24 protein-coding genes and 1 pseudogene are annotated in these 25,666 nt (G+C 46.9%); 5 read left to right on the top strand and 20 right to left on the bottom strand.

Annotation, left to right across the window (positions count from 1 at the left end; translation table 11 throughout):
* Nucleotides 1-217 precede the first annotated feature (217 nt).
* The gene (locus HP567_RS12025) at nt 218-1,159 is read left to right on the top strand and encodes a DMT family transporter (RefSeq protein ID WP_312027551.1); all 942 of its coding nucleotides are present in this window, start codon (nt 218-220) and stop codon (nt 1,157-1,159) included.
* A 49-nt stretch (nt 1,160-1,208) separates the two neighbouring features.
* Here HP567_RS12025 and HP567_RS12020 read toward each other — a convergent pair whose 3' ends face one another.
* The 10 genes from HP567_RS12020 to rph all read right to left on the bottom strand — a co-directional run bounded on the left by HP567_RS12020 (nt 1,209) and on the right by rph (nt 13,062).
* Nucleotides 1,209-2,561 (bottom strand): protein O-GlcNAcase, encoded by a 1,353-nt coding sequence (locus tag HP567_RS12020; RefSeq protein ID WP_173608506.1) that lies wholly within the window; start codon nt 2,559-2,561, stop codon nt 1,209-1,211.
* Nucleotides 2,562-2,600: 39 nt separating this feature from the next.
* Nucleotides 2,601-3,248: a ribosome biogenesis GTP-binding protein YihA/YsxC gene (yihA, locus tag HP567_RS12015; RefSeq protein WP_173608507.1), complete on the bottom strand. Its 648-nt coding sequence runs from the start codon at nt 3,246-3,248 to the stop codon at nt 2,601-2,603.
* Nucleotides 3,245-5,584, bottom strand: a complete 2,340-nt coding sequence (lon, locus tag HP567_RS12010) for an endopeptidase La (protein WP_173608508.1) — start codon at nt 5,582-5,584, stop codon at nt 3,245-3,247. Before lon ends, yihA begins: the two co-directional genes overlap by 4 nt.
* Nucleotides 5,585-5,831: 247 nt before the next feature.
* Nucleotides 5,832-7,529 (bottom strand): ATP-dependent protease LonB, encoded by a 1,698-nt coding sequence (gene lonB, locus HP567_RS12005; protein WP_173608509.1) that lies wholly within the window; start codon nt 7,527-7,529, stop codon nt 5,832-5,834.
* A gap of 197 nt (nt 7,530-7,726) precedes the next feature.
* Complete coding sequence (gene clpX / locus HP567_RS12000) at nt 7,727-8,992, bottom strand: ATP-dependent protease ATP-binding subunit ClpX (RefSeq protein ID WP_012685515.1); 1,266 nt, start codon at nt 8,990-8,992, stop codon at nt 7,727-7,729.
* A gap of 20 nt (nt 8,993-9,012) precedes the next feature.
* Complete coding sequence (gene clpP / locus HP567_RS11995; protein ID WP_007722241.1) at nt 9,013-9,594, bottom strand: ATP-dependent Clp endopeptidase proteolytic subunit ClpP; 582 nt, start codon at nt 9,592-9,594, stop codon at nt 9,013-9,015.
* A 132-nt stretch (nt 9,595-9,726) separates the two neighbouring features.
* On the bottom strand, nt 9,727-11,019 hold the full coding sequence (gene tig / locus HP567_RS11990; RefSeq protein WP_173608510.1) for a trigger factor: 1,293 nt from the start codon (nt 11,017-11,019) through the stop codon (nt 9,727-9,729).
* A 125-nt stretch (nt 11,020-11,144) separates the two neighbouring features.
* The gene (locus HP567_RS11985) at nt 11,145-11,684 is read right to left on the bottom strand and encodes a metallophosphoesterase family protein (protein WP_173609121.1); all 540 of its coding nucleotides are present in this window, start codon (nt 11,682-11,684) and stop codon (nt 11,145-11,147) included.
* 30 nt (nt 11,685-11,714) lie between these two features.
* The gene (locus HP567_RS11980; protein WP_048032069.1) at nt 11,715-12,308 is read right to left on the bottom strand and encodes an XTP/dITP diphosphatase; all 594 of its coding nucleotides are present in this window, start codon (nt 12,306-12,308) and stop codon (nt 11,715-11,717) included.
* The gene (rph, locus tag HP567_RS11975) at nt 12,301-13,062 is read right to left on the bottom strand and encodes a ribonuclease PH (RefSeq protein WP_173608511.1); all 762 of its coding nucleotides are present in this window, start codon (nt 13,060-13,062) and stop codon (nt 12,301-12,303) included. Before rph ends, HP567_RS11980 begins: the two co-directional genes overlap by 8 nt.
* A gap of 215 nt (nt 13,063-13,277) precedes the next feature.
* Here rph and HP567_RS11970 point away from each other — a divergent pair, with 215 nt between their 5' ends.
* A complete protein-coding gene (locus HP567_RS11970; RefSeq protein WP_173608512.1) occupies nt 13,278-14,525 on the top strand; it encodes an MFS transporter in 1,248 nt (415 codons plus the stop codon).
* 19 nt (nt 14,526-14,544) lie between these two features.
* Here HP567_RS11970 and HP567_RS11965 read toward each other — a convergent pair whose 3' ends face one another.
* Nucleotides 14,545-15,597, bottom strand: coding sequence for a GerMN domain-containing protein (locus HP567_RS11965; protein ID WP_173608513.1), 1,053 nt, complete (start codon nt 15,595-15,597; stop codon nt 14,545-14,547).
* Nucleotides 15,598-15,693: 96 nt separating this feature from the next.
* Nucleotides 15,694-16,506: a glutamate racemase gene (gene racE / locus HP567_RS11960; protein WP_173608514.1), complete on the bottom strand. Its 813-nt coding sequence runs from the start codon at nt 16,504-16,506 to the stop codon at nt 15,694-15,696.
* 170 nt (nt 16,507-16,676) lie between these two features.
* Between racE and HP567_RS11955 the strand changes: the two genes are divergently transcribed.
* Nucleotides 16,677-17,708 carry a superoxide dismutase gene (locus tag HP567_RS11955; protein WP_173608515.1) on the top strand — a complete coding sequence of 344 codons (1,032 nt, stop codon included), beginning with the start codon at nt 16,677-16,679 and terminating at the stop codon, nt 17,706-17,708.
* Nucleotides 17,709-17,791: 83 nt separating this feature from the next.
* On the opposite strand, the gene HP567_RS11950 is transcribed toward HP567_RS11955, so the two are convergent.
* Nucleotides 17,792-18,898, bottom strand: coding sequence for a peptidylprolyl isomerase (locus HP567_RS11950; RefSeq protein WP_173608516.1), 1,107 nt, complete (start codon nt 18,896-18,898; stop codon nt 17,792-17,794).
* A gap of 289 nt (nt 18,899-19,187) precedes the next feature.
* Here HP567_RS11950 and HP567_RS11945 point away from each other — a divergent pair, with 289 nt between their 5' ends.
* Nucleotides 19,188-19,634: an acetyltransferase gene (locus HP567_RS11945; protein ID WP_173609122.1), complete on the top strand. Its 447-nt coding sequence runs from the start codon at nt 19,188-19,190 to the stop codon at nt 19,632-19,634.
* 68 nt (nt 19,635-19,702) lie between these two features.
* On the opposite strand, the gene HP567_RS11940 is transcribed toward HP567_RS11945, so the two are convergent.
* The 6 genes and pseudogenes from HP567_RS11940 to HP567_RS11915 all read right to left on the bottom strand — a co-directional run bounded on the left by HP567_RS11940 (nt 19,703) and on the right by HP567_RS11915 (nt 24,107).
* A complete protein-coding gene (locus tag HP567_RS11940) occupies nt 19,703-20,047 on the bottom strand; it encodes a hypothetical protein (protein ID WP_173608517.1) in 345 nt (114 codons plus the stop codon).
* Nucleotides 20,048-20,491: 444 nt separating this feature from the next.
* On the bottom strand, nt 20,492-20,869 hold the full coding sequence (locus HP567_RS11935; protein ID WP_173608518.1) for a hypothetical protein: 378 nt from the start codon (nt 20,867-20,869) through the stop codon (nt 20,492-20,494).
* Nucleotides 20,870-21,540: 671 nt separating this feature from the next.
* A pseudogene (locus tag HP567_RS30115) lies at nt 21,541-21,658 on the bottom strand (RHS repeat-associated core domain-containing protein); the annotation flags it as partial.
* 42 nt (nt 21,659-21,700) lie between these two features.
* Nucleotides 21,701-22,933, bottom strand: a complete 1,233-nt coding sequence (locus tag HP567_RS11925; RefSeq protein ID WP_173608520.1) for an IS110 family transposase — start codon at nt 22,931-22,933, stop codon at nt 21,701-21,703.
* 140 nt (nt 22,934-23,073) lie between these two features.
* The gene (locus tag HP567_RS11920; protein ID WP_173608521.1) at nt 23,074-23,313 is read right to left on the bottom strand and encodes a hypothetical protein; all 240 of its coding nucleotides are present in this window, start codon (nt 23,311-23,313) and stop codon (nt 23,074-23,076) included.
* 14 nt (nt 23,314-23,327) lie between these two features.
* Nucleotides 23,328-24,107 carry a recombinase family protein gene (locus HP567_RS11915; RefSeq protein ID WP_173608522.1) on the bottom strand — a complete coding sequence of 260 codons (780 nt, stop codon included), beginning with the start codon at nt 24,105-24,107 and terminating at the stop codon, nt 23,328-23,330.
* Nucleotides 24,108-24,278: 171 nt separating this feature from the next.
* On the opposite strand from HP567_RS11915, the gene HP567_RS11910 reads away from it, so the two are divergent.
* Complete coding sequence (locus HP567_RS11910; protein WP_007722198.1) at nt 24,279-24,479, top strand: helix-turn-helix domain-containing protein; 201 nt, start codon at nt 24,279-24,281, stop codon at nt 24,477-24,479.
* A gap of 262 nt (nt 24,480-24,741) precedes the next feature.
* Here the strand turns inward: HP567_RS11910 and HP567_RS11905 are convergent, their stop codons facing one another.
* Nucleotides 24,742-25,656, bottom strand: a complete 915-nt coding sequence (locus HP567_RS11905; RefSeq protein ID WP_173608523.1) for a phage/plasmid replication domain-containing protein — start codon at nt 25,654-25,656, stop codon at nt 24,742-24,744.
* Nucleotides 25,657-25,666: the final 10 nt, after the last annotated feature.

Below are 25,666 nucleotides of genomic sequence, written 5' to 3'. Positions count from 1 at the left end.
TACCAAACCTGTTAGCGGCATATGTAAAATGCACTATTATTATATCATTATGTCCCGAATCGGATAGGAGTAATTGTGAAAAGTTTTTTAACGGAGTGCACTTTGGGTATATCCTGTATAATCCGCTTGCGTTCCTTCCGGGAATACCTTATGATGTCGGCTATACATGAAGCAGAAGAAAAATTGCGAAAATGTCGGAAAGGAGAGGAAAGAAGCTTTGAGAAAACCATGGATGGCAGACATAACGCTGCTCCTCGTTGCTTTTATCTGGGGAACCACGTTTTTGATCGTTCAGCAGGCAATCGCATCGCTGCCTCCCAATACGTTTAACGCTGTTCGTTTTACCATTGCTGCGTTATTTTTATTGATCATTTATTTCATCCGCAATCGTCATCGTGGGCAGACCTCTGAATGGAGAGGGCCACTGCTTCGTGCCGGCGTCATTCTCGGTTTTTGGCTCTGTTTGGGGTACGCCTTTCAGACCGTAGGACTTTTGTATACATCGCCGTCCAAAGCTGGATTTATCACTGGCTTATCTGTCGTATTGGTGCCGCTCTTCTCATTTTTGCTCTTGCGTGAGCGTGTCAAACCATTCGCTATCGTCGGTGTGATTCTGGCAGCATTCGGCTTGTATTTGCTGACGCAGAACCAGTCATTCTCCTTTAACCTTGGTGATGCCCTGATATTCTTCGGTGCAATCTGCTTCGCCATGCAAATCGTCTCTACAGGCAAATACGCACCTCGTTTTGCAGCCTTGCCCCTTGCCATTACGCAATTAGGCACGGTAGGTGTAATGAGCTGGCTGTACTCCTTTTTCTTTGAGGATTGGAGTCGTGCTTTTGATCCGGCGATCTTGTTCATACCCGAGGTGGCCTTTGGTTTGATCGTCACTTCTATTTTCGCCACGGCACTGGCCTTTCTCGCGCAGACAGCCTTGCAAAAGCAAACCAGCTCGACGCGGGTCGCTCTCATTTTCGCCTTGGAGCCTGTATTTGCAGCCCTCACCTCCTACGTCTTTATTCATGAAGTACTGAGTGGAAGACAGTTAACCGGATGTCTCCTGATTTTCACCGGCATGATTCTCGCAGAACTGCCGATTCAAGAATGGTTGCGGAATTTCCGTCAGAGAAAACCCAATGACGGGCGTGAATCCGCCTGATGCGAAAAGCAAAAAAAGTTCCTTCACCCCTGCGGGAAAGGAACTTTTTTTATGAGCTCTTCTTAACCTCTAGCATTACCGCATCCACAAAAAGTTGCATGACCGGTCCGCACACTTCTTGCGGGTAACGCTCCGTTCGTTTGAGCCACTGTTTGAGCCGGAGCAAGTGATAGGCTGCTTGTGGAAGTCTTCCTCTTGTCCCATGATCGATGAGAGCGACTGCCGAAAGACCGACTTTGGTCCACAGATGGAACTTCTCCAACCATGGCCTCGTTTCTTCTGCAAGCTTCCCATTCGTCATCCCTGCCAACAGCTTGTCAGCAGCCGCCTCCATCTTCTGGAAAAGAGCAGTCAAATCGGCAATGGCTTTTTGCCGATCTCCCTGCAAAAAATGAAAGCGGAAGGTCAGGATCGCTTCCAGCAATCGCGGCGATTCCACCTCACATAAAAACGAGCTTTGCACGTTATCCGCAAAGGTGAAGAAAGCATCCGCATCCTTTTGTCCCGCTACTTCCTCGACCGCTTGTTTCCATACTGTATCAGGATCGTAGCCGACCGGATCTCGCAAATAAGCTGCCGTCGTAATCAAAGGAATCTTCGAGCATTCTGGTCTGGACATCGCATTCGCCACATATCCTGCCGCGTATTGCCACAGGTCAGGGTCACGGTGACGCAATGGACCGATATGTAGTTCGTTCGCCATGGCCAAATCATTCACCGGGTAGTTGTCCCAATAAAATGGTTGATGACCCGTGTACTCTTGGAAACGAATCGCATCGCCGTCCGTCAGATAGGGCGAACAGACGAATCGTCCCGTCCAGAACAAATCGATTTCTGGCGGCAAATGCTGACCGAGGTACATAATGTACGCTTCTTTTCCAATCCCATTGTATTGCGTAGGACAGACAACCAGCTTGACTGGATCGCCCCAGCTGCGTATTAAATCCCACACGTAAAGCGTCGTATGGGCATGCGCTTCCGCCAAATGGGCAAACTCGGCTACATCCTTGTCATGCAACAGGTGCATGGGGATATCATCGAACAATAGCGCAAAGTAACGCACACCACGATCATACAAATCCCGATACTTCCTGCCCAACAGCTCCAAGTGCTGACGATTCGTATATTCCATGCTGAGTCCAGGACCCAGACAATAAATAAACTGCATGTTATGAGCCTTTGCCCGCTGGATCAGCTCATCTAACTGTTGATTGGCTTTCGCAGGAAACGGCTCCATCCAGCGTTCCCGCAGATACTCGTCATCTTTGGGAGCATAGAAATACGCGTTGTAATCATATCGGTGCAAAAAGTCGATCATATCCAGCCGCTCTTCATGTGTCCAAGGTGTTCCATAGAAACCTTCGATCACACCACGTACAGCAAAGCAAGCACTCCCGCTCACTCAGATGCTCCCTTCCCCACGACGAATTGGGTCTAAGAATTACTCATTGGCTGGAGCAGTCTCTTCATCCATAGCAGCCGTCTCCCTAGCCATTTCCTCTCCAGCACGGATACGACGCATGATTTCTGCCCACAGTTCATCCTTGCCCTGACCTGTCTCCGAAGAAAATACAATGATCGTATCATCCCCGCGCAAATTCAGGCTTTGACGGATGACCTTCGTATGCTGCATCCAACGCCCGCGAGCGATTTTATCACCTTTCGTCGCTACGACTACGGTAGGAATCCCGATTTGCTTGCACCAGTCGTACATCGCAATATCGTCTTTACTCGGAGCATGGCGAATATCAACCAGTTGAATAATGAAACGAAGCTCTTTCCGGTTTTTCAAATAGCCCTCGATCATTTTTCCCCATTGTTCCTTGATCGTCTTCGCTACCTTTGCATACCCATAACCCGGGAAGTCAACGAAGTAGAGCATTTGATTGACACGGAAATAGTTCAATGTCTGGGTTTTACCCGGACGAGAACTGATCCGGGCTAGCCCTTTGCGATTCATCATTTTATTGAGCAATGATGATTTTCCTACGTTCGAGCGTCCTACCAGCGCGATCTCATGGAGGCCATCCGTCGGATACTGCTTCGGTCCAACCGCGCTGATAATAAACTCTGCTGATGTTACTTTCATGCTTTGTCACCTACTGGCTGTTTAGTTAGCGCGTGACGCAGCACTTCATCTAAATGATCAACTGGATAGAATGTCAGTTCACCACGTACGCTCTCCGGAATATCCTCGATATCCTTCTCGTTGTCTTTTGGCAAAATGATCGTGGTTAAACCTGCACGGTGAGCAGACATGCATTTTTCTTTCAGCCCGCCAATTGGCAGAACCCGACCTCGCAACGTAATCTCCCCGGTCATCCCCACTTCTTTTTTCACAGGGATTTTCGTGAGGGCGGATACGAGTGCGGTTGCCATAGTAATCCCAGCAGACGGACCGTCTTTTGGAATCGCCCCTTCTGGAAAGTGGATGTGGATGTCGTTCTTCTCGTGGAAGGAAGGATCAATTCCCCACTGATCTGCACGGGAGCGAATATAGCTGAATGCAGCCTGCGCAGATTCCTTCATGACGTCACCCAGTTTTCCTGTCAGGGTGAGCTTTCCTTTTCCAGGCAAAATGCTGACTTCTACATTCAGCGTATCGCCGCCTGCCTGTGTCCAAGCCAGACCTGTAACGGAGCCGACTTGATCTTTTTTCTCCGCCAGTCCATAGCGGTAGCGCGGTTTGCCGAGCAGTGTCTCCAACGTCTTGGCTGTAACCACGACTCGCTTCTTCTCACCGCCCACAATCAGCTTGGCAGCTTTGCGGCATACGTTGGCTGCTTCGCGATTGAGGTTACGAACCCCCGCTTCCCGCGTGTACAAACGAACGAGCTTCAGCATCGCATCGTCGTTCATTTTCAGCTTATCTTTGCCCAGACCGTGATCCTGCATTTGCTTCGGCAGGAGGTAATCACGCAAAATGTTCAGCTTTTCCAGTTCGGTATAGCTGGAAATCGAGATGACTTCCATCCGGTCCAAAAGCGGACGTGGAATCGTATCGAGACTGTTTGCAGTCGTAATAAACATCACGTTCGTCAAATCATAGGTCTCTTCGATATAGTGGTCACTGAATTTATCATTTTGATTTGGATCGAGTACTTCGAGCAGGGCAGACGCAGGGTCTCCGCGGAAATCGGATGCGAGCTTGTCGATCTCATCCAGCAAAAAGACAGGATTAATCGTACCGGCTTGCTTCATTCCTTGTATGATTCGTCCTGGGAGAGCACCTACATACGTGCGGCGGTGACCGCGAATTTCTGCTTCATCGCGTACTCCACCCAAGGAAATGCGAACGAATTCACGCCCGATTGCACGCGCTACGGAACGGGCCAGAGATGTTTTTCCGACACCCGGAGGACCTACCAGACAAAGGATTGGTCCACGCATGGAGTTTACCAGCTTTTGTACTGCCAAATACTCCAAAACGCGCTCCTTCGGTTTATCCAGGCCGTAATGATCTTCATCGAGTACTTGCTGCGCATGATGAATGTCCAGATTGTCCTCTGTCGTCTTCGTCCACGGCAGAGCAAACAAGGTATCGATATACGTGCGGATAACCGAGCCTTCCGCAGAAGTCGCCGGCATCTTTTCCAGACGCTCGAGCTCCTTCTCGATCTTCGCTTTGATTCGCTCAGGAGCGTCGGACTTTTCGAGCTGAGCACGCAGCTCATCTACTTCGCCCTGGCGTCCGTCCTTGTCGCCCAGCTCTTTTTGGATAGCTTTCATTTGCTCACGCAGATAATATTCCTTTTGCGTGCGCTCCATCTGTTTCTTCACGCGGTTGCCGATCTTGCGCTCCAGCTCCAGTACCTCGCGCTCGTTGTTCAAAATGGTCAAAAGAATTTCGAGACGCTCCTTGATGTTGGTCGTCTCCAAAATTTCTTGTTTGTCCTTCATCTTGAGCGGCAAGTGCGAAGCAATCACATCCGCCAAACGTCCCGGTTCCTCAATGTCCTGCACAGAGGTTAGCGTCTCTGGAGAAACCTTTTTGGACAGCTTGATGTACTGCTCAAAGTGGCCCAGCAAGGAACGCATCAAGGCTTCCACTTCGTTTTGCTCTGTTTTTTCATCTTGCAAATATGTAATCGACACGACGAAATAATCTTCCTGCTGAAGATACTCCTCGATCTTCGCGCGCTGCAAGCCTTCTACCAATACACGGATTGTCCCATTCGGCAGCTTCAGCATTTGTTTCACACGCGCAACGGTACCAATACTGTAAATTTGCTCAGCATCTGGCTCTTCTATATGGACCTCTTCCTGTGTCGCAAGCAAAATCTTGTTATCGTCTACCATGGCTTGCTCCAATGCGCGGATGGACTTTTCCCGTCCAACGTCCAAATGGAGTACCATTGTCGGATAAACAAGCAATCCTCGCAACGGGAGAAGCGGTAATTCTCGTTTACCGGAACGTTCGCCCAAGCGGATGCACCTCTCCTTGTTGATCTACCCTCTTGCAAAGAGCCTTATAACAGACAAAAACGGCCCTCAAAGCCGTTTTTCTAACGCCCACCCAGCCCCAAAAACGAGACAAAAAAGATCATACACAATCATTTTTTGTGGAGCTCGTTTCAGGCTGGGCAAGGCCTCAGGCTCTTTGCAAGCAGAAGCTTTTTTCCATTGTAGCGCAAACACAATCCGATGTCTAATCCGCGAGCATACCCGACTGTTACAGGGATAGCGGAGAGGAAGCGAGATCCTCTGCTGGGATCTGCAAAGTAAATCCCGTCGCCTCTGCTTCTTGCATGGCAGCTTGCGGTACAGCTAGCTCAATTACTTCAGAGACGGTAGACACCGGAATGACTTCGATCCCTTTCATGTCGGCAAAAATGCTTTGCCAGTTTTCCTGGGGAATGAGGACTCGGGTCGCTCCCGCCTGTTTAGCAGCCTCCACCTTTGCGACTACACCCCCAACTGGCTTTACCTTCCCATGAATACTCACTTCACCAGTCATAGCCAGTAAATTATCAACAGGCTGATTCACAATCGCCGAGTAGATCGCAGTGGCAATGGTAATGCCCGCAGAAGGCCCATCCACAGGGATGCCTCCCGGAAAATTGATATGCAGATCATAATCATACGGACGGACGCCCATTCTGTTCAATACAGTCAAAACGTTTTCGATCGAGCCTTTTGCCATCGACTTCCGGCGAATCGTCCGGTTGCGGCTGCCCATTTCCTCTTCCTCTGCCATTCCTGTCATCGCCATTCGACCTTGACCCGGAATAGCTGTAGGTGAAGCAGTCACTTCCAGCTCCATCACACTACCCATGTTCGGACCGTACACAGCAAGACCGTTGACCAATCCGACCTGCGGTGCATCATGCACCTGCTTTTCGGGGCGAGGCGATTTTTGACTGCTGTGCATCACCCATTCCACATCGGCAGCCTGGATGTCCTGGCGTTCTTCCGTTAAGGCAATTCCCGCAGCGATTTGCAATGTATTGATCGCTTCACGTCCATTGGTCGCGTAACGCTCGATCACGGAAACAGCGCTGTCTTCTATATTCATATTCATTTTAGGAACAGCTGTACGCACGATACTCCCAATTTCCCCAGCCTTCAATGGGCGGAAAAAGATTTCCAGGCAACGGGAACGAAGCGCAGCAGGCAGTTCTTCTGGCAACCTCGTCGTCGCTCCAACCAGACGGAAGTCGGCGGGCAAACCGTATTTGAAAACGTCATGAATATGCGAAGGAATTTGGTTATTTTCCTCGCTGTAGTAAGCACTCTCCAGCATGACTTTGCGGTCTTCAAGAACCTTTAGTAACTTATTCATTTGAATAGGATGAAGTTCCCCTATTTCATCAAGAAAAAGCATACCACCGTGCGCTTTCGTCACTGCACCTGGCTTTGGTTGCGGAATCCCCGCCTGCCCAAGCGAGCCTGCCCCTTGATAGATCGGATCATGTACAGAGCCGATTAACGGGTCCGCAATCCCGCGCTCATCAAAACGAGCAATCGTCGCATCGATTTCAATAAACTTGGCATCAGAAGAAAACGGCGATAGCTGATTTTTCTTCGCTTCTTCCAGCACGACCCTAGCCGCTGCGGTCTTGCCTACACCAGGTGGTCCATAAATAATGACATGCTGCGGGTTGGGACCACACAAGGCGGCACGCAACGCACGAAGTCCATCTTCTTGTCCTACAATTTCTTCCAAAGTCGCTGGTCTTGTTCTCTCTGACAGAGGTTCTGTCAACGCAACCATTCTCATTTTACGAATGGAATCCAGATCCTTACGCGATTCCTTTTCGGTTGAGGTTTTCGTGTTTCTCTGCGCTCGCAGCAAGTTCCAAAAGTAGGTGCCGATCACGATACCAACAACCACTTCAATGACAGCAATGACCAATGTCGTATAGTCCATATGCAGTCCCTCCCATGCGTCTTCGCTTGCGGTCAACTTTTGTCCCCCGAAGAGAGAGGAACACGTTCATGACCGTTTTGTGCATATGTAAAGCTTCTCTTGAACGATATCAAGTAGTATTGCCCCGCAAGCGTAGACGTAAACCAACAACAAAAAAACCACCTCGCTTATCGCGAGATGGTTCGTGTAGACGATGCTTAGGCTGTTTCTTCGTGCAATTCCTGTCCCTCTTTGGTCAACAGTTGCGGCTTCACTTTGTCGCGTACCGTTTCTTCGGTAATGACGCACTTGTTGACGTCTTCTCTGGAAGGAAGCTCATACATCATATCGAGCATGATTTGTTCGATAATCGCACGCAGTCCGCGCGCACCAGTGTTGCGTTTAATCGCTTCTTTCGCGATTTGCAGCAGCGCACCGTTATCGAACTCCAGCTCAACACCGTCGAGACTCAGCAGTTTTTGGTACTGTTTCACCAAAGAGTTTTTCGGCTCTGTCAGGATACGCACGAGCGTCTCCTCATCCAGCGGCTCCAAGGTAGCCAGCACTGGCAAACGACCGACGAACTCCGGAATCAGACCGAATTTCAGCAGGTCTTCCGGCAAAATGTATTTTAGGTATTCTCCGGCTTTCAGATCGCCTTTTACGCCATCGCCGAAGTCTGCACCGAAACCGATGACTTTTTTACCCAAACGACGCTTGATAATCTGCTCGACGCCATCAAATGCACCACCGCAGATGAACAAAATGTTCGACGTGTCGATTTGGATGAACTCTTGGTGAGGATGCTTGCGTCCGCCTTGTGGTGGAACACTCGCAACGGTCCCCTCCAAAATTTTCAAAAGCGCTTGCTGAACGCCTTCACCAGACACATCACGCGTGATGGATGGGTTTTCCGATTTGCGGGCTACCTTATCAATCTCGTCGATGTAAATGATTCCTTTTTCAGCCTTCTCCACATCATAGTCGGCAGCCTGAATCAGCTTGAGCAAGATGTTTTCAACGTCTTCGCCCACATAGCCTGCTTCTGTCAGAGAAGTTGCGTCCGCAATCGCGAAAGGCACATTCAGAATGCGCGCCAACGTTTGCGCGAGCAGCGTTTTCCCGCTACCAGTCGGCCCGATCAGCATGATGTTGGATTTTTGCAGCTCCACATCCTCGATCTTCGCCCCGGAATTAATCCGTTTGTAGTGGTTGTACACCGCTACAGACAAGGACTTCTTCGCCATATCTTGACCGATCACATAGTCGTCCAAGATTTTGCGAATTTCCACTGGCTTTGGAATTTCTTTCATATCGATTTCTTCTTCAGTGCCCAGTTCTTCCTGTACAATTTCATTGCACAGTTCGATACATTCGTCACAAATGTAAACACCAGGACCAGCTACCAGCTTGCGCACCTGTTCCTGGGACTTGCCGCAGAAGGAACACTTCAGTTGGCCTTTGTCGTCGTTAAACTTAAACATGCGCTTCACCTCACAACGGGTCAGTTTTTGCGTTCGATAATAGAGTCAATCAATCCGTAGGCCTTTGCTTCTTCTGCGCTCATGAAATTATCGCGGTCTGTATCTTGCTCTACGCGTTCATAAGGCTGACCTGTCCGCTCAGACAAAATCTCATTCAGCTGGCGCTTCGTTTTCATAATCCATTCCGCATGAATACGGATGTCTTCTGCTTGCCCACGCACACCGCCGAGCGGTTGGTGAATCATGACTTCGGCATTTGGCAGAGCGAAGCGCTTGCCTTTTGCACCAGCAGCCAACAGGAACGCACCCATGCTGGCAGCCATGCCCACACAAATCGTGGACACATCCGGTTTGATGTACTGCATGGTGTCATAGATGGCCATTCCAGCTGTAACAGAACCACCTGGAGAGTTTATGTATAGCGATATGTCTTTGTCCGGATCTTCTGCTTGCAAGAAAAGCAGTTGAGCAACAACCAGATTGGCGATTTCATCATCAATCTCGGTGCCCAAGAGAATAATCCGGTCTTTCAGGAGGCGCGAGTAAATATCGTAGGAGCGCTCTCCCCTGCTTGTTTGCTCGATGACCATTGGGATTAGCATTATGTATTTTCCTCCTTTGCCGAAAAAAGTCAATGGTGGAAAAACAAGGCACGATACACTCGTGCCTTGTGGTCTTGACAGCCAGCGCTCAGGGTTAGCCTGCCCACTGACCAATCATGCGTTCTTCTAAGCTTATGCTGTTACTTTGCTTTCTGCAACCAGCAAATCTACTGTTTTGCGAGTTTGCACATCGCGGTACAGAGCAGCCATGCCATCTTGTGCGGAGAAGATTTTGCGCAGCTCATCTGCTGGGCGGCCGTATACGCCAGCCAGTTTATCCAGCTCTGCGTTTACGTCTTCTTCTGTTGCTTCGATGTTTTCTGCTTTGCCGATTGCTTCCAAAGTCAAGGAAGTGCGAACGCGGGATGTTGCGTCTGCACGCAATTGATCACGCAGTTGGCTCTCATCCATTCCGGAGAACTGGTAGTACAGTTCCAGCGTCATGCCTTGGTATTGCAGACGTTGACCAAATTCATTTACCATTTGATCCAATTCATGCTCAACCATTACTGCTGGCAAATCGATCTCAGCGTTTTCAGCTGCTTTCAGAACGAGCTGCTCACGAACATATTGATCTTTTTCTTGCGCAGTTTTTTCTTCGAGTTTTTTCTTGGTGTCTGCTTTCAGCTCTTCCAGCGTGTCGAACTCGCTCACGTCTTTGGCAAACTCATCATCCAAAGCAGGCAGGTTTTTGCGCTTCAGGCTGTTCAGCTTCACTTGGAATACCGCTTCTTTACCAGCGAGGTTAGGAGAGTGGTACTCTTCAGGGAAAGTTACGGTAATTTCTTTTTCTTCGCCGATGTTCAGGCCAACCAGTTGCTCTTCGAACCCTGCGATGAAAGTACCGGAACCCAGTTCCAGAGAATAATCTTCCGCTTTACCGCCTTCAAAAGCTACTCCGTCTTGGAAGCCTTCGAAATCGATTACAGCGATATCGCCTGTTTGTGCGGCACCCTCTTCTACTGCTACGAGCTCAGCATGACGCTCTTGCATGCGCTTCAGTTCAGCGTCAACGCTCTCTTCTGTTACAGAGAAGTCTTTATCTTCGATGGACAGACCTTTGTAGTCGCCCAGCTTCACTTCAGGCTTCACAGTTACAGTCGCTTTGAAGATCAGGTTTTTCCCTTGTTCCATTTGCGTTACGTCTACTTCTGGACGATCTACTGGCTCAACACCAGCTTCACGAACAGCTTGTCCGTATGCAGTTGGAAGCAGAATGTCAAGAGCGTCTTGGTACAAAGATTCTACACCAAAACGGGATTCGAACATTTTGCGTGGTACTTTTCCTTTGCGGAATCCTGGAACTTGAACTTTTTGAACCACTTTTTTAAACGCTTGATCCAATGCTGCGTCTACTTGCGTAGCATCTACTTCAACCGTCAGGACTCCCTGGTTATTCTCTACCTTTTCCCAATTTGCTGCCACGTAAACTTCCCCTCCTAAATCGAATCAACAGAACATCGCCAGCCGCGCCATGGTATCTTCGCAGGCTCGGATGATAATATTCTAGCCATTATAACCATTCTAGTATAGCACAAATCTTTTAGTTTTCAAGAAGACCTCATTGGTCGACGAACAGAATAGTTCCCTCCCAATTGTGAAACCGGGTTGCCTACATGATCATAAAACGCCACTGATATGTAAGTTTCTGTCGGACTCGTTCCTGTCTCTTCTAAAAGAGCATATGTCGGTACATGAAAGCCGCGTGGCATTTGCAAGCTGCCCGGATTCAGAAACAAGATGTCTCTTTCCACACCACAGACAGGCACATGGGAGTGACCGAATATGACTACGTTTGCTCCGACCTCTTCTGCACGGTAATGAAGGCGCAGAAGAGAGCCTTTCACGCCATAAAGATGCCCGTGCGTTTGCAGGATGTGAAGGTCGCGCCATTTGGTCTCTTGCTCGGTCGGCACCTCTTGTGTCGAATCGCAATTGCCTCGGACAAGCGTCATGTTGGAAAACGGCTCGCGCTTATGGTCCACACAAAAATCGCCACAATGCAAAATTTTTTCGACATGATGTCGGTTGACGACCTGGCTTACTTCCCGAACCAAGCCGTGGCTATCGCTCATGATGAGAATTCCCATCACGCCTCACTCTCCTGTTTTCTCTCTTGTCTACTTGATGATTTCAAGCAGTTGCTGCATGGCACGAGCACGATGGCTGATCTGGTTCTTTTCTTCTGGCATGAGTTCGGCCATCATTTTGTCCATCGATGGGATGTAGAATACCGGATCGTAACCGAAGCCGTTTGTCCCTTTTGGTTCACGTGCGATCACACCCTCGCAAGCGCCAGTGGCAATGATTGGCTCTTCGCCCGGAATCACCAACGCCAACGTACAACGGAAGCGAGCTGTGCGTTCCTGTGTCGAAACCTCTTCCAGCTCTTTCAACAATTTACGCCAATTCTGCTCGTCTGTTGCATCTTCCCCAGCGAAGCGTGCGGAGTAAACACCAGGGCGTCCTTCCAGCGCATCTACTTCCAGACCGGAATCATCTCCGAGGGCAGGCATGTTCAGGTATGTAGAGATTTCGATTGCTTTTTTCAGCGCGTTTCCTTCGAAGGTGTCCTTGTCTTCTACTACCTCAGGCACACCGTCAAATTCAGCGAGGCTGATTCCTTCCCAGCCTGCATCTGCGAACAGCCTGTTGAATTCTTTCACTTTTCCCTGGTTACGTGTTGCAAGAACGACTTTTTTTCGATTAGGCATGACTTTCCTCCGCTACTGATTGTGCAAAAGAGAGCGTAACATCAGCGAGCGCCTCTTTTTGGCTGTTAATCAAGTTGTCAATGCCGACTTTTGCAAGGGCAATCATTTCTTGTAGCTGTTCAGGAGAAAACGGAGCATCCTCCCCTGTTCCTTGCAGCTCGACAAACTTTCCTTTTCCCGTCATGACGACATTCATGTCGACAATCGCTGTAGAATCTTCTTTGTAGTTGAGATCGAGCACGGCTTCCTCACCGACTACCCCTACTGAGGTCGCTGCCAGGAAGTCGTTGAGCGGCAGCTGTTTCCAGGTGCCACTATCCACCAGCTTTTGCATCGCGTCTACCATTGCCACGTAAGCTCCGGTAATCGAAGCTGTCCGTGTACCACCGTCTGCCTGAATGACATCGCAATCCAACCAAATGGTGCGTTCACCCATTGCTTCGAGGCTCACAACGGAGCGCAAAGCACGTCCGATCAGACGCTGAATCTCCATGGTTCGTCCACCGACTTTTCCTTTGGACGACTCACGCGCGTTGCGGGTCGCTGTTGCTCGGGGAAGCATGGAATACTCGGCTGTGATCCAGCCCTTCCCGCCACCACGCATAAAAGGCGGTACCCGGTCTTCCAAAGTCGCCGTACAAATCACCTTTGTGTCTCCGACTTCAATCAGGCACGATCCTTCTGCGTGTTTAATGTAATTGCGCGTAATGGTTACAGGGCGCAATTGATCATGGGCACGGCCATCCACTCTCATTCCAAGTTCCTCCTAAATCGCTTTGTTACACTCCGCTCATTATACCAGACGCAGGAAACGATCTGCCACTGCACAAACGCCTCTTCCCTATTTACGTTAATTGCAAATATTCTTTTCACTTCCTTCCACATAAAAAAAGCTCTTGCTACCACCCGTTACTTTGAATATTATCTAATTAGATATTTGATTAATTTGATGGTAGGTGAATTTAGGTAATGAGCTTCCTGTTTCTTTTGAAAAAGCCGAATTTGCGGCGTCTTTTAACCGCCAATTTCCTTAGCGGAATCGGTGATTGGTTTAACAGCGTTGCTGTGCTCGCTCTGCTGCTCGAAATAACGGGAACAGCTATCGCTGTAGGCATTACCCTTGCCCTGCGTACGCTGCCTCACTTGATTTTTGGTCCGCTGGGCGGCTTGATGGCAGACCGTTTTGATCGAAAAAAAGTGATGGTCGCCTGTGATCTCGTTCGCGGATTCGTTGCTCTTTCGTTTTTGTTTGTATCTGAAAAATCAGATTTATGGATCGTCTATGCAGGCACGTTTTCGTTAGTTGCCTTTTCTTCCCTTTACAATCCGGCACGAATCTCCCTGCTCCCCAAAATCGTTGACCCTGAGGAATTGGCGACTGCGAACGCCCTTGATCAAAGTATCTATGGAATCGTCATGGCCATCGGTTCGTTGATCGGCGGTATTTTTATAGCACTGTGGGGAAGTGATCTCGCTTTTCTTTTCAATGCCCTCTCCTTTTTCGCATCCGCTCTGTTTTTGGCTCGACTGAAGGTACCCTCCTCCCCAGACCAATCCGTTAATAACGTGCAGTTGCAGCAGACGGTTAAAGTCTCTTCCTACGGAGAGGTGATTCGCGCCATCACATCCACACCGCTTGTCTACGCAATCCTTTTGCTGAAAGCCGTGTGGCCAATCGGCGGGGGGATCATCAATGTCCTGATCAGTGTCTATGCTTATCAAGTGTTTACTGCCGGTGAATGGGGAATTGGTTTGTTGTACGGTGCGATCGGAATTGGCTTCATCATCGGGGGACTGCTTGCTCAGCGCTTTCAGCGCTACTTTAACGAAGTGGCTGCCAGCAGCTTCGCTTTGGAAGGCTTTGCGCTGCTTTTGACCAGCTTTTCACCTACGATTTATGTAACGGCACTGTTCTTTGCGCTGTCCACCGTTGCAGGAGGAATGGGGAACGCCAGCCTGAATACGCTGATCATGCGGCATGTCGCACCCAGCTACCATGGCAGAGTATTTGCCTTGGATGCGACGATTTCAAACATCCTGATCGGTCTATCCATGCTCCTTGGCGGTTGGATTTTGACGATAGCAGAGCCTCGCATAGTCGGCTTTGTGGCGGGCTTTTTGGTCACGATCCCATCACTTGTGCTCGGGCTGGTTATTTGGAGAACTGTACGCGGTAGTGGCAACGAATCATTGACGAACAAAAACCACGCTCGTTAATACGGGCGTGGCTCGTTCCTTACATCTGTATGGGATTGAGTTGAACCGGACGGCTCACTGGCTTGGTGAACTCGCCACTAGCTAGCGGTTTTCCTTCCACCAGCAGCTGCACTTGCTTGGCTCCTGTCGTCTCTGTCAATGACAAGACGAGCGATTGCAGAGCTTCTGGGCTCGCTTCCTTGCCATCGTCATACTTGAGGATGTCACTGCTCAAATTGACCGTCACCAAATCTTTTTCCTGCTTCACATTTAGAACACGTGTCGTACGCAGCAAGGAGCTGAAGAGATGAGATCCTTGTTTCGGCCCTTTGATCAACTCTTCAACGGTTGCCTTGGCGATATCAGCCGTTTCAGGAACCAGGCGAGTGACTGGGACATAATACGTACGGGTATCATCCAGCTGTCCCTGGAAATAAACCGTTACGCTGGAAGTGTCTCCTGGTACTGCTCCATCGCCCAATTCGAGATTGACTCCTTGATTACGGTCTAATAGCGTTATGGGCGTTTTGGCTGCTGGCATTTCTGTTAATGGAGTTCCGTTCACCCAAATTTGCACAGTCTTGACGTTGCTAAATTCCGTCAGCGCCCGGGTGACGGCATCGACAATTTTCTTCTCGTCTTTCTCCTCGTACGTCTTGAAGTCTTTGGAAAAATCGACAGTGGCTACGCCGTTTTTGATGACAAGTCCTTTTACTTCCGTCCCTTTCGGCAAGACAGCGGAGAAGCCACCCTGGAGCATGCTCTCTACCGGTCCACCTTTTACCATGTAGCTCAATACTTGTTTGGCAGGACCTTCTGATTTCGGAAGCGTCATCGAGACAGGAACGATATATCCGTTGGCATCCTGCAAGTACACCATTCTCTCTCCAGTCTCCTGAACGACCGGTTGTGCTCCTTCTTTTGAAGCATCCGGGGACGGCGTGCCGTTTGGCAAATCAACTGATACCTCAGACTGTGGTGGTGCATCAATACTTATCGTTTCCTTTTCCGGGCCAAAGAGACCGCAGCCCGACAAAAGCACTGCGCTAACCCCCAGCACGGCCGTCATTTTCCCGATGTGCCTTATCTTCATTTCCCCAGCCTCCTCCACACACTTTGTACTACCATGTATACGAGCTAGGCTTGGGTTTATGCGTTGAAAGTTTGTCTCGCCAGACAAGGCCTTTCATTAGGGCTGGACGGTTTTTTCCAATGAGTTGTGCTGGACGTTTACTTTGCAATCCAGCCATTCTTCTGCAATGGTCCGGAATTTGTGGGCGTCCCCACTGGTCACAAACAAATGCTCCGGGCGCTCTATTTGCTTGCTTTCGGCGTCCGTCGCAATTTGCAGGGACAATTCTCGTGCTGTCTCCTCTGCGGAGTTAATCAGGCGCACTCGATCTCCCATCACTTCCGAGATAATTGGAGCTAGCAACGGATAGTGTGTACAACCCAAAATTAACGTGTCCAAATCTTCGTGCAAGAACGGGGCAAGCGTTTCTTTTACTACTCTTCTTGCTTCCTCTGTGTTCGCCATGTGGCTCTCCACCAGTGGCACAAATGCGGGACAAGCCATGCCTGCGACGTACAGATCCGGCTGAATCCGTAAAAGCGCACGTTCATAAGCCCTGGTACGAATGGTCGTTTCCGTCCCGATGACACCGATCCTTCCGTTTTTCGTCACTTGAACAGCTGCACGCGCCCCTGGTTCAATCACCCCGATGACGGGCAGCGGCAAATCACCCATCGCTTCCTCCAGCACGACGGCAGTCGCAGTATTACAGGCGATCACCAATGCCTTTAACGGTGTACGCATCACATAGTCGATCATTTGAAAGCTGTAGGTACGAATCTCTTCCGGCGATTTGGAGCCATACGGACAACGGGCGTTATCGCCTACATAAACAATCCGTTCTTCGGGTAGCTGACGCATGACTTCCTTCGCAACAGTTAATCCTCCCACTCCTGAATCAATAACGGCTATCGCTCGTTCTCTACTCATGCTAATGTGTCTCCCCTGTTGAAATGAATATAGTACAGCATACCACTCAAACATTTGTGCTACTACCATATGCCGAGATGAAATTTCTTGTACTCCGCAAATGTCGCACCTTCTCTAGGCACCTTTCATAATGTGAGGAGTGATGATGTGCCCACGAGGAGGAGAATCTTTTGGTAGAAGAAGCCAAGAATTTGCTGGACTGGAGCCAATGGGGCCGCCAATGGATCGATCATTTACGAAGACATAAGACCCTCAACCGAGAACTCGAACGGCATCTGCACAAATTCGAGGAAACATTTACACAGATCGGAAGGCAAGCATCCAAGCTCCATTCGGCAAAAGACAGCGACGAACTCCCTGCTCTCATCACTCGCGCCGAACAAGTGCAGCAGCAATTCCATCACTTTTTACGACTGGCTCAGTTGAGTGAAGATGACCAACTGGAAGGAGAAACGAGGGAACCTGTTGCGGAATCAATGAATGCACAGCCAGCGGTGGCGGAAGAAGCACAAGTGCCTGTTGTGCCAGAACCCGTTTCCTATCCCAGTGCACGCGAGCCAGTCCGTGCGGCACGCCCCGTGGCTGTCGGCCGGCATACCCTCCCCCCGCTCCCTTATGCGTACAACGCTTTAGAGCCGTACATCGATGAAGCAACCATGCAAATCCATCACAACAAACTGCACCAAAAGTATGTAGACGATCTCAATACAGCAGAGAGGAAGCTATCGGATGCCCGAGAGAGTGGCAACTTCGATCTCATTCGCCATTGGGAACGTGAGCTAGCCTTCAACGGGGCCGGTCATTACTTGCATACGATCTTTTGGCCCTCCATGAGTCCAAATGGGGGTGGCACTCCCTCTGGTGATCTCGCGGCGGCAATCAATCGGTATTTCGGTTCATATGACGCCTTTAGGAGACAATTTAGTCAGGCGGCAGAAAAGGTAGAAGGTCCTGGGTGGGCGATCCTCGTTTGGTCCCCGCGGGCACATCATCTGGAGATTCTTACAGCCGAAAAGCACCAGAACCTGTCACAATGGGATGTGATTCCGCTACTGGCCCTGGACGTATGGGAGCATGCCTATTTCCTGGCGTATCAAAACCAGCGAGACAAGTATGTAGAGAACTGGTGGAATATCGTCAACTGGCCCTATGTGGAAGAGCGATTCGAGAAGGCACGCAAACTGCGCTGGGAGCCGTATTGACTTGCATCTCCCCTTCATTGACAACCCCCCTCGTCATCCCAAATGCCAGGAATGAGAGGGGGTTTTTGCTTTGCTGGCGAAGCTTATTCGTTATACGGGACAAATTCGATCTTTTGCACCTTGATCGGATTTTGGATGGGCTTCGCATTCTCATCTGTTTTCTGGGCAGCGATCTTGTCAACGACTTCCATCCCGGCAAATACATGACCAAAAACAGTGTGGCGGTTGTCGAGGTAAGCCCGTCCGCCAATTTCTTTATACTTTGCTTCTGCGTTCAACGGCAGCGCCGACAAATCGAGGTACTCCTGATCTACCTTGGGACTTTGTACAATGTAGAAATGCGTGCTGTTCGTATTGGGTCCAGCATTCCCCATACTGAGCGCTCCCCTGAAATTGAACAGATCCCTGCTAAACTCGTCCTCAAAGGACTCTCCGTAAATACTCGGGAGCTCCTTGCCATCCGGCCCTTTCAAATCTCCCGCCTGAATCATGAAATCGTTGATCACACGGTGAAAAATCATATTGTTGTACTGCCCTTTTTTGGCGAGAGTCTTAAAGTTTTCCACCGCTTTTGGAGCTTTGTTCGGGAACAGTCTCAGCTTGATCACACCAGCATCTGTCGTGATCACGCATATTTCTTCGCCTTTGCGTGGCTTCTCCAACTGAATCAGCTTCACATCTGACACATCGATGCCAGAGTCCTGCCAAACGACTCCCCACGCCTTCCAGTTCACCGGGTCTGTACCGAGTCTGGCTAGGCCGAGATAATCCGTTTTTTCAATGGCCTTGTTATCTGCGGTATACCCGACGTATTTGAATTTCACAATCGCACGGTAGTTATTGTAAGCATCCTCCTTCGTGACGGTGTACAGCTTGTCAACTTTTGCTTCGATCACCTGAATGTTTTTGTATTGCGCCAGTCCTTCCACATAGGTTTTCATCGCAAAATTCGTCAAGGAGTCATCTGCCACCAGCTTTGCTACCTCAGCAGGATTGGAGCGTTGCTTCACCAAGGACGCTATGTAATCATTCACTTCCTGCTTATCTCCACCATGTGGTCGGAACTGGTTGACCTGAGCTTCGCTACGATAGTCATGAATAGCATTTGCAGCAGCATGTTGGACAAACGTTGGACTTAGTAACGGGATCGCAATACTTGCAACGACTGCCAGTGAAACGAGTTTTTTCATATTTTCCGCCCCCACTAATTAGAAGATTGTTCCATAAAAACAGTATAGCTTAATCTGCGAATCGTTGTCTGAAATATTTTAAAAATTCTGCTAAATTCAGTAGCGAAATCCCGTTTTTTCCATGAAACATCTCGCATCTTTTTTGCACCCTTCCCCCTTTTCAGTCGTCAGATTATTCTGGGAGGATAGAAAAGCTGTGAACAAGATAGGAAAGCTTCTGGCGACTCTATATAATAGGCTCTCAAGAGCGCTCTTTTTTGTTTGTCAGTTTGAATTGGGAGGTTTCATGATGAATACCAAAACTGTAGTTTATGAAGTCAGCTATCGTGATCAATTGGTAGATATTTGGTATCGTGCTGTTTGCCATACGCACCATTTTTTGACGAAAGAAGATATTGAGTTTTATAAAAACATGGTAAAAAATGAAGCACTATCTGCTGTTGAGGTATGGATGGAAATTAACGAGAAGAAAGAGCCTGTAGGCTTCATTGGCCTTGATGGAGCGAAAATCGAAATGCTGTTCGTTGATCCAGAATACCACGGGAAAGGGATTGGGCGTAGATTACTCGAACATGCAGAACGTAAGTATGGTCCGAATCTGAAAGTAGATGTCAACGAGCAAAACGAAGGGGCTTATGCTTTCTACAGAAGGTATGGGTTTGTGCAGACAGGACGGTCTGAGCTGGATGGTTCGGGGAGGCCGTTTCCTTTGATTCATTTAGGTTTAGAACGGTAATTCTTGGTTGTATAAAAAATAGGACTGTCTCTTGTAGTGGAATTCTTTACTTGTGAGACAGTCTTGTTCTACATGATTGATCTTGTATGCTTCCAACAGGGGTTCGTGGAAATGTGGATGCCGAATAATTGCTGTAATCGTTCTTGTACAAGCTGAAAGAAAATGGGAATATCTGATTGTTCGATTGCTTTGACATTATTTCCATAAAGCAGCTTAGGAATGGAAACTTGAATAGTTAAAGTGCCGCTTGCTTCCTGATATTTGATATATGGAATGATCTCGTCTTGCATTTGGAATGTGGTCACAACACCTGTTTTCTGATTGCGGTATGTAAAAGATGCAAGGTTATATTGTCGTAATATTTCAGGTTGAATAAATACGGAACTTACTTTCATTTTGATGGAATCAAACAATTATATACTCTCCTTTTTACTATAAATTTTAATATATTGAATATGATTTGGACTGTTATAACAAAAGATAGCGACTTATACGTTTGATCACCTCCCTTATCGATTTACAATAAATTTTTAGTTTTATATTGTTTTCCCAGAGGAATTACATCCTCTTAGGTGCGTTACTCGTACAATGCAGCAATCATGTCTGGATTTATGAAGTCTTTTAATCCCCACCACATATACTCCAGCTAGTTGCCATTCTTCAAAGCTTTATTCTGATCTTCCGTTGTTGCCGCTAAACTCCACATCACTTTAATTTGTTCTTCTCTGGTACAAGAACTACCTCCCCAAGCTTTGATTTTCCATAAGTTATGTATCCAAGATGAACATCACTTATAAACGTCGAAAAAGAAACCCCAGACGAGTAGTTGGTTACTCGTTTGGGGTCAAGCTAATATATTATCTTTTTTGTTCCAATATCTTCACAATTACTTTATATAAAGCAAACTCTACTGTCCCGCCTTTTCCCATGTAGTTCTTTCCTTCTTTGCATACGTCAACTTTATAACCATACCCTCTTTCTTTAGACTCAATTACAAACGTAAAGTCATGATCTGATAGCCAGTAAAGTAAATCTTGTATACTCGGCAACCATATTCCTCCAGAAATAACTTCCTCAGGTGCTAATAAGTCTCCTTGTGGTAGAATTCTGCCACCTAGTATCCATTCTTCATCTTTAAAAGAGTAAAAGTCACAAGGCGCTATTTCTCCATCATAATAAGTTTTTAGGAATCCAAGCTTATGCAGTTCCAATGCTTGTTCTTTAGTCAAATACATGTAATCACCTCACTATTTTATCTTAATTTTTAGACCAGTTGGACCTTTATGGACGTTCGGTAAATAATTTCCATATTTATCAGCGTCAGCTACCCATCGTAATTCATTTCCCCGCTTTTCGAACACCTTGTAAGCTTTTCCTTCTTGACCATCCCTTCCTGCATGCCCTTCTGTATCCCTAGCCCAATAAAGCCCAGTTTTCGGGTCTTGGTATGCAGATACTTTAGAACCATTTATATTATAGTCAATTTTACTACTAGCACCTGTCTTAATATCCCATGGTGTAGTAGAATTCTTTAAACCCGCATAAGACGTTAATGAGCTAGGATCATAGTTAAATCCTGCCTGAAAATCTGGAAACCCTTTTTCAATCTGGTCTACCATATAACCTTGAAGCAATCTTGTCTTTAATTTTGACCTCATTTCTTGGTCTAGACTATAGTAGAACTCATTATCACCACTTACCCATCTTACGTAGTTATAGTCTTCTTTAAACGACGACCAGTAATTCTGTTGACCATAACCTGGTCCAGCAACTCCAATATAACCACTAACACTTCCGTTATCTATAACAGGTCGACCTGCAAAGTCTCTATCGTCACCCAGATAAATACTACTTTCTGAATTACATCCACCTCCATGAGCATATTTACCATTTGCAGAAACGCAGTAGTTTCCAGTCGGGTCAATATTAGCAATAGGATTATTATGCACGTACGTATATCGGTTTAAGGATAGAGGATTATCCACCGAACCCTTATAAGTATCCTCCATGATAAAGCGCTCAATGGATAAAGGTTAGGTGGCAACATTTCCGCTACCACCCTGCTACTACGCCACCTGTTCTGTAAGGACTGGCATTTTATATTCCGTCTTGTTCTTCATCATGCTGTATATGACATTGACCAATTTACGCATGACGCAAATAATCGCTTGCCACTTGGTTTTCCCTTCTGCCAGCTTTCTTTCGTAGTATGCATGGTAAACAGGATGATTGGGTTTCTTCGCCCTTGATACACCCAGTTGACGAATGGCAAGATTATAGAAGATATCATACAGGCTACGGTTGCCTAACTTGCTCTTTTTACTCTTCTGCTTGTTCCCTGAACTATGCTGAACGGGTGCAATTCCAGCGAAATTAGCTAACTTGTCAGCATTGGAAAAACGTGAAATATCGCCAATCTCCGCGATTAGTTCCGCTGCCGTGACCGTACTAATTCCGTGCATGGTCTCTAGTTTGTAATCCAGTAATGCAAGATGCTTAGCCAACTCTGTGTCAATTTGTGATAGCTGATGGTCTCTGGCGATCAAGTCCCGAACCACATTTTTAACAAGAAAATCATTGACTCCTTGATAGTCTTTCGATGTGTCTCCATCTTGCTGTACGAGAGATAGAATGTCCTTTGCCTTCTTGGTAGACATGTAGCGATTGCTCTTCTTGTATAAGAAGTTAGCCAATTCATCCACATTCACCCCGCTCAAACAACTTGGAGAAGGATACTTCAGCCAGAAAGCTAATGCTGTTTTCCCATCTACTTGTGAGAAGAATTTCTTGTAACTTGGATAGTGATAACCTAGCAATTGATGAAGCTGTAACTTGATTCCTGTTACAACACTCACAATGTTCTCTCTTCTTGTGACAAGCTGTGAGATTGCATAATAAAGGTCATGTGGATTCGCAGTCGGCAATGTATCCAAGTTGGAAATCAGGATTCGAGCCACACACTCTGCATCCCACGCATCTGTTTTCTTGTTATTCGGACTGCTTCTCCGAATAGATATCGTAAGGGCAGGGTTAACCGATTTTACTTCGTATTTGTTTACCTTAAGGAACATAGCCAATCCTCTTCCGTAGCCCCCTACATCCTCCAAGCCAAACACAGGGGTCAAGCCTTCCCTCTTTGCCATTTTTTCTACCTGTTGCAGAAACTTAGGAAACGCTGACGGCTTGTTCTCGAATTGGATTTCGTCTCTCTTTTCATGGAAACAGGTCATCATCACCGCTGTATGATGACGTTTATGTAAGTCTACTCCGATATATAGGTACTTCAATTTATGATGCAAAAAGACTTCACCCCTATCTTTGATGAGTAATGATGTAGAGAAAAGGAATGCCAGCACCCTCCGAACAAGCATTATTCAAGGATGAACACGCACGGATACGTTAGCTCGTACATTCTTTTCATGTCATTATCGTTCTATCATTACGGTTGTAATTTGGTGCTAGACAATGCCTTCGCTAAACGGATTTGCAACAAGTATTCTCGTTGATCCACTTCCACTTGAAAAATGACTCTGATGATTTCCTCTATCGTAGCGACGTTAAATACAGCGTTTTCCTGTTGAACATAGTCAAAGATTAATTGCGTACCTATTTCACACGTCTGAATCTTTTCAAGAGAGCGTATCTCTTCCTGTTGATAGTGAGTGAATTGCGCTTCCACGTTCGTTCCTCCCGCTACATAATGGCTTCGTGAAGTCCATTTGCTTCAATCTGACCATAGCGGTAGGTACCCTTGTAGAAGGCTTCACGATCAATAATTCGTTTGACCTGTACCTTGGTAAAAAACTTACCATGTGTCGTTGTATACCCTTCTGCATTCAGTTGGTCAGCCAATTGGGACAGTGACCAAGTGGGATGCGTTTCACGTAAGGAGAACAATCTACGTACCGTCTCAGCCTGTCTCTCATCTATCTGAATCGCTTTCTGTCCTTTCGTTGCCGTATATCCGAAAGCAACGCCACCTCCTGCATATCCTCCTTGTTGCGCTTTCTTTTTTCTTCCCCTCCCTAGTTTTAGTGCGATCTCCAAACGTTGGTATTGATCGAGTAATTCCATCACGCCATTAATCAGAAAATCATTCGGGTCATGGGCATAAATACTATAGTTGGGCTGTTCGATTGCTTTTACATCTACCGCGTGCCGTTTTAACTCTCTTTGGATAAGGACTTTCACCATATCCGCTCTCCATAATCGGGAAGTGTTGAGAACGATAATATGGCTTACTTTTTGCCAATGAAGATTAGCAAGTAATTCCTGTAGACCTGCACGTTCAATCGTTAATCCATCCTCGTCCACCTTTGCTCCGCTGATTCCTTCATCTTTGTAGATTCCGAGTAATTCTAGGTTATTCTCCTTGCAATAGCGCTCGATCTCTTCTACTTGATAGGATAGGCTGTACCCATCTTTTACTTGTCCTTTGGTGGATACTCTCACATAACCGACTACTTTCTCCATGCGTTTCACCCCTACCGTTACAGGAATTGAAATTAATGTAACGCTTAACCGAAACATTATGGTTTTATTATATAACTCTTAACCGTAACATTCAATGACTTCCTCCTTCTTCGATGCTATAATGAAAACAAATTCCGTCTCTTAGGAGTCACTTTTCAGGAGAGAAACTACATGGCAATTCGTATAAAATTAAGAGAAATTCTTGAACAAAAAGGGATAACTCAGCGGGAGTTGGCTAGATTGACTGGGTTGCGAGCCAGCACAGTCAATCATCTTTGTTCTGAAAAGGTTGATCGGGTTTACTTGGAAACACTAGAACTCATCTGCAAGACTTTAAACATTCCTATTGAGCAGCTTATTGAAATTGAATAGCTGCTTATTGTAATTTCTACAACTTCACCGTGGAACTCGATGTGCAAGGCGCTTATCTTCGGTGCTAGATTCGGCTTTAGATGTAATTTGCCCCCCACCGTTCCAATCGTCAATGCATCGTTTTCCCCTCGTTTTTCCATAGGTTGTACCAATTTGTCCTTATTTCTCCTACTTTTCACGCTTTGGCACCTTGAATCAGATACAATATTCTGTAATTATTATCGCTATCGTAAACGTAACAGATTCAATTGGGTGGATGTCTTCAGCCCTGAACTGAATCAACAATCTCCAATCTTTTTAACCCTTCCTTTTTCGGGATGGTTATTTGCTTTGCCAAACTCCTACGATTAGGAAGAGTGGATGTTGTATAAATTGCTCTTATTCCACTTTCTTGGAACAAATTTTTGATCATGGTGTAGGCTAGATAGGTCTCAATCTTGGATATGTCCTTCTTATTTTCCAAAAGCCATTCATAATCAATGGTTTCCACATTTTCTGTGTATGGCAATCCCTCAAGTGTCTTGTTGATTATGTAGGTAAAAAAGGAATGAGTGACGAGATGAATGGCTCTCTTCTCTTTGGTATATTTCTTCATGTCATTGTCGCTCGGTCTAATTTCTAATCGTAAAATTCCCTTGGATTGCTCAATGATCTCCTTCGGTTCCTTCGCTCGCTTACATTGCTTGTATTTATCGTATAGCATGACTCTGCTGCTTTTGTTATAAAACTCTACCGTTTCATCATGATTATAATTTCGTGTATCTTTATATGGCATTTTCCCTTTGCTCAACTGACGAACATATTCCCCTGTTCGATTCCCAACATGGAAATTGCAGCAAACATCTAAACGGGTAATTCTCCAATCTTCATGGGCAATATGGATACCGAATAATAACTGTAATCGTTCTTGTATACGCTGAAAGAAGATAGGAATATCTGATAGTTCGATTGCTTTGACATTGTTTCCATATAGCATCTTGGGAATCGAAACTTGGATAGTTAAAGTGCTGCTTGCTTCCTGATATTTGATATATGGAATGATCTCGTCTTGCATTTGGAATGTGGTCATAACACCTGTTTTCTGATTACGGTATGTAAAAGATGCAAAGTTATATTGTCGTAATATGTCAGGTTGAATAAATACGGAACTTACTTTCATTTTGATGGAATCAAACAATAATATTCTC

Origin of the sequence: Brevibacillus sp. M2.1A (genome assembly GCF_013284355.2) — a bacterium.
Lineage (GTDB): Bacteria > Bacillota > Bacilli > Brevibacillales > Brevibacillaceae > Brevibacillus.
Note: the sequence above shows the minus strand (reverse complement) of the source record. Positions and strands in the feature narration are given on the sequence as shown.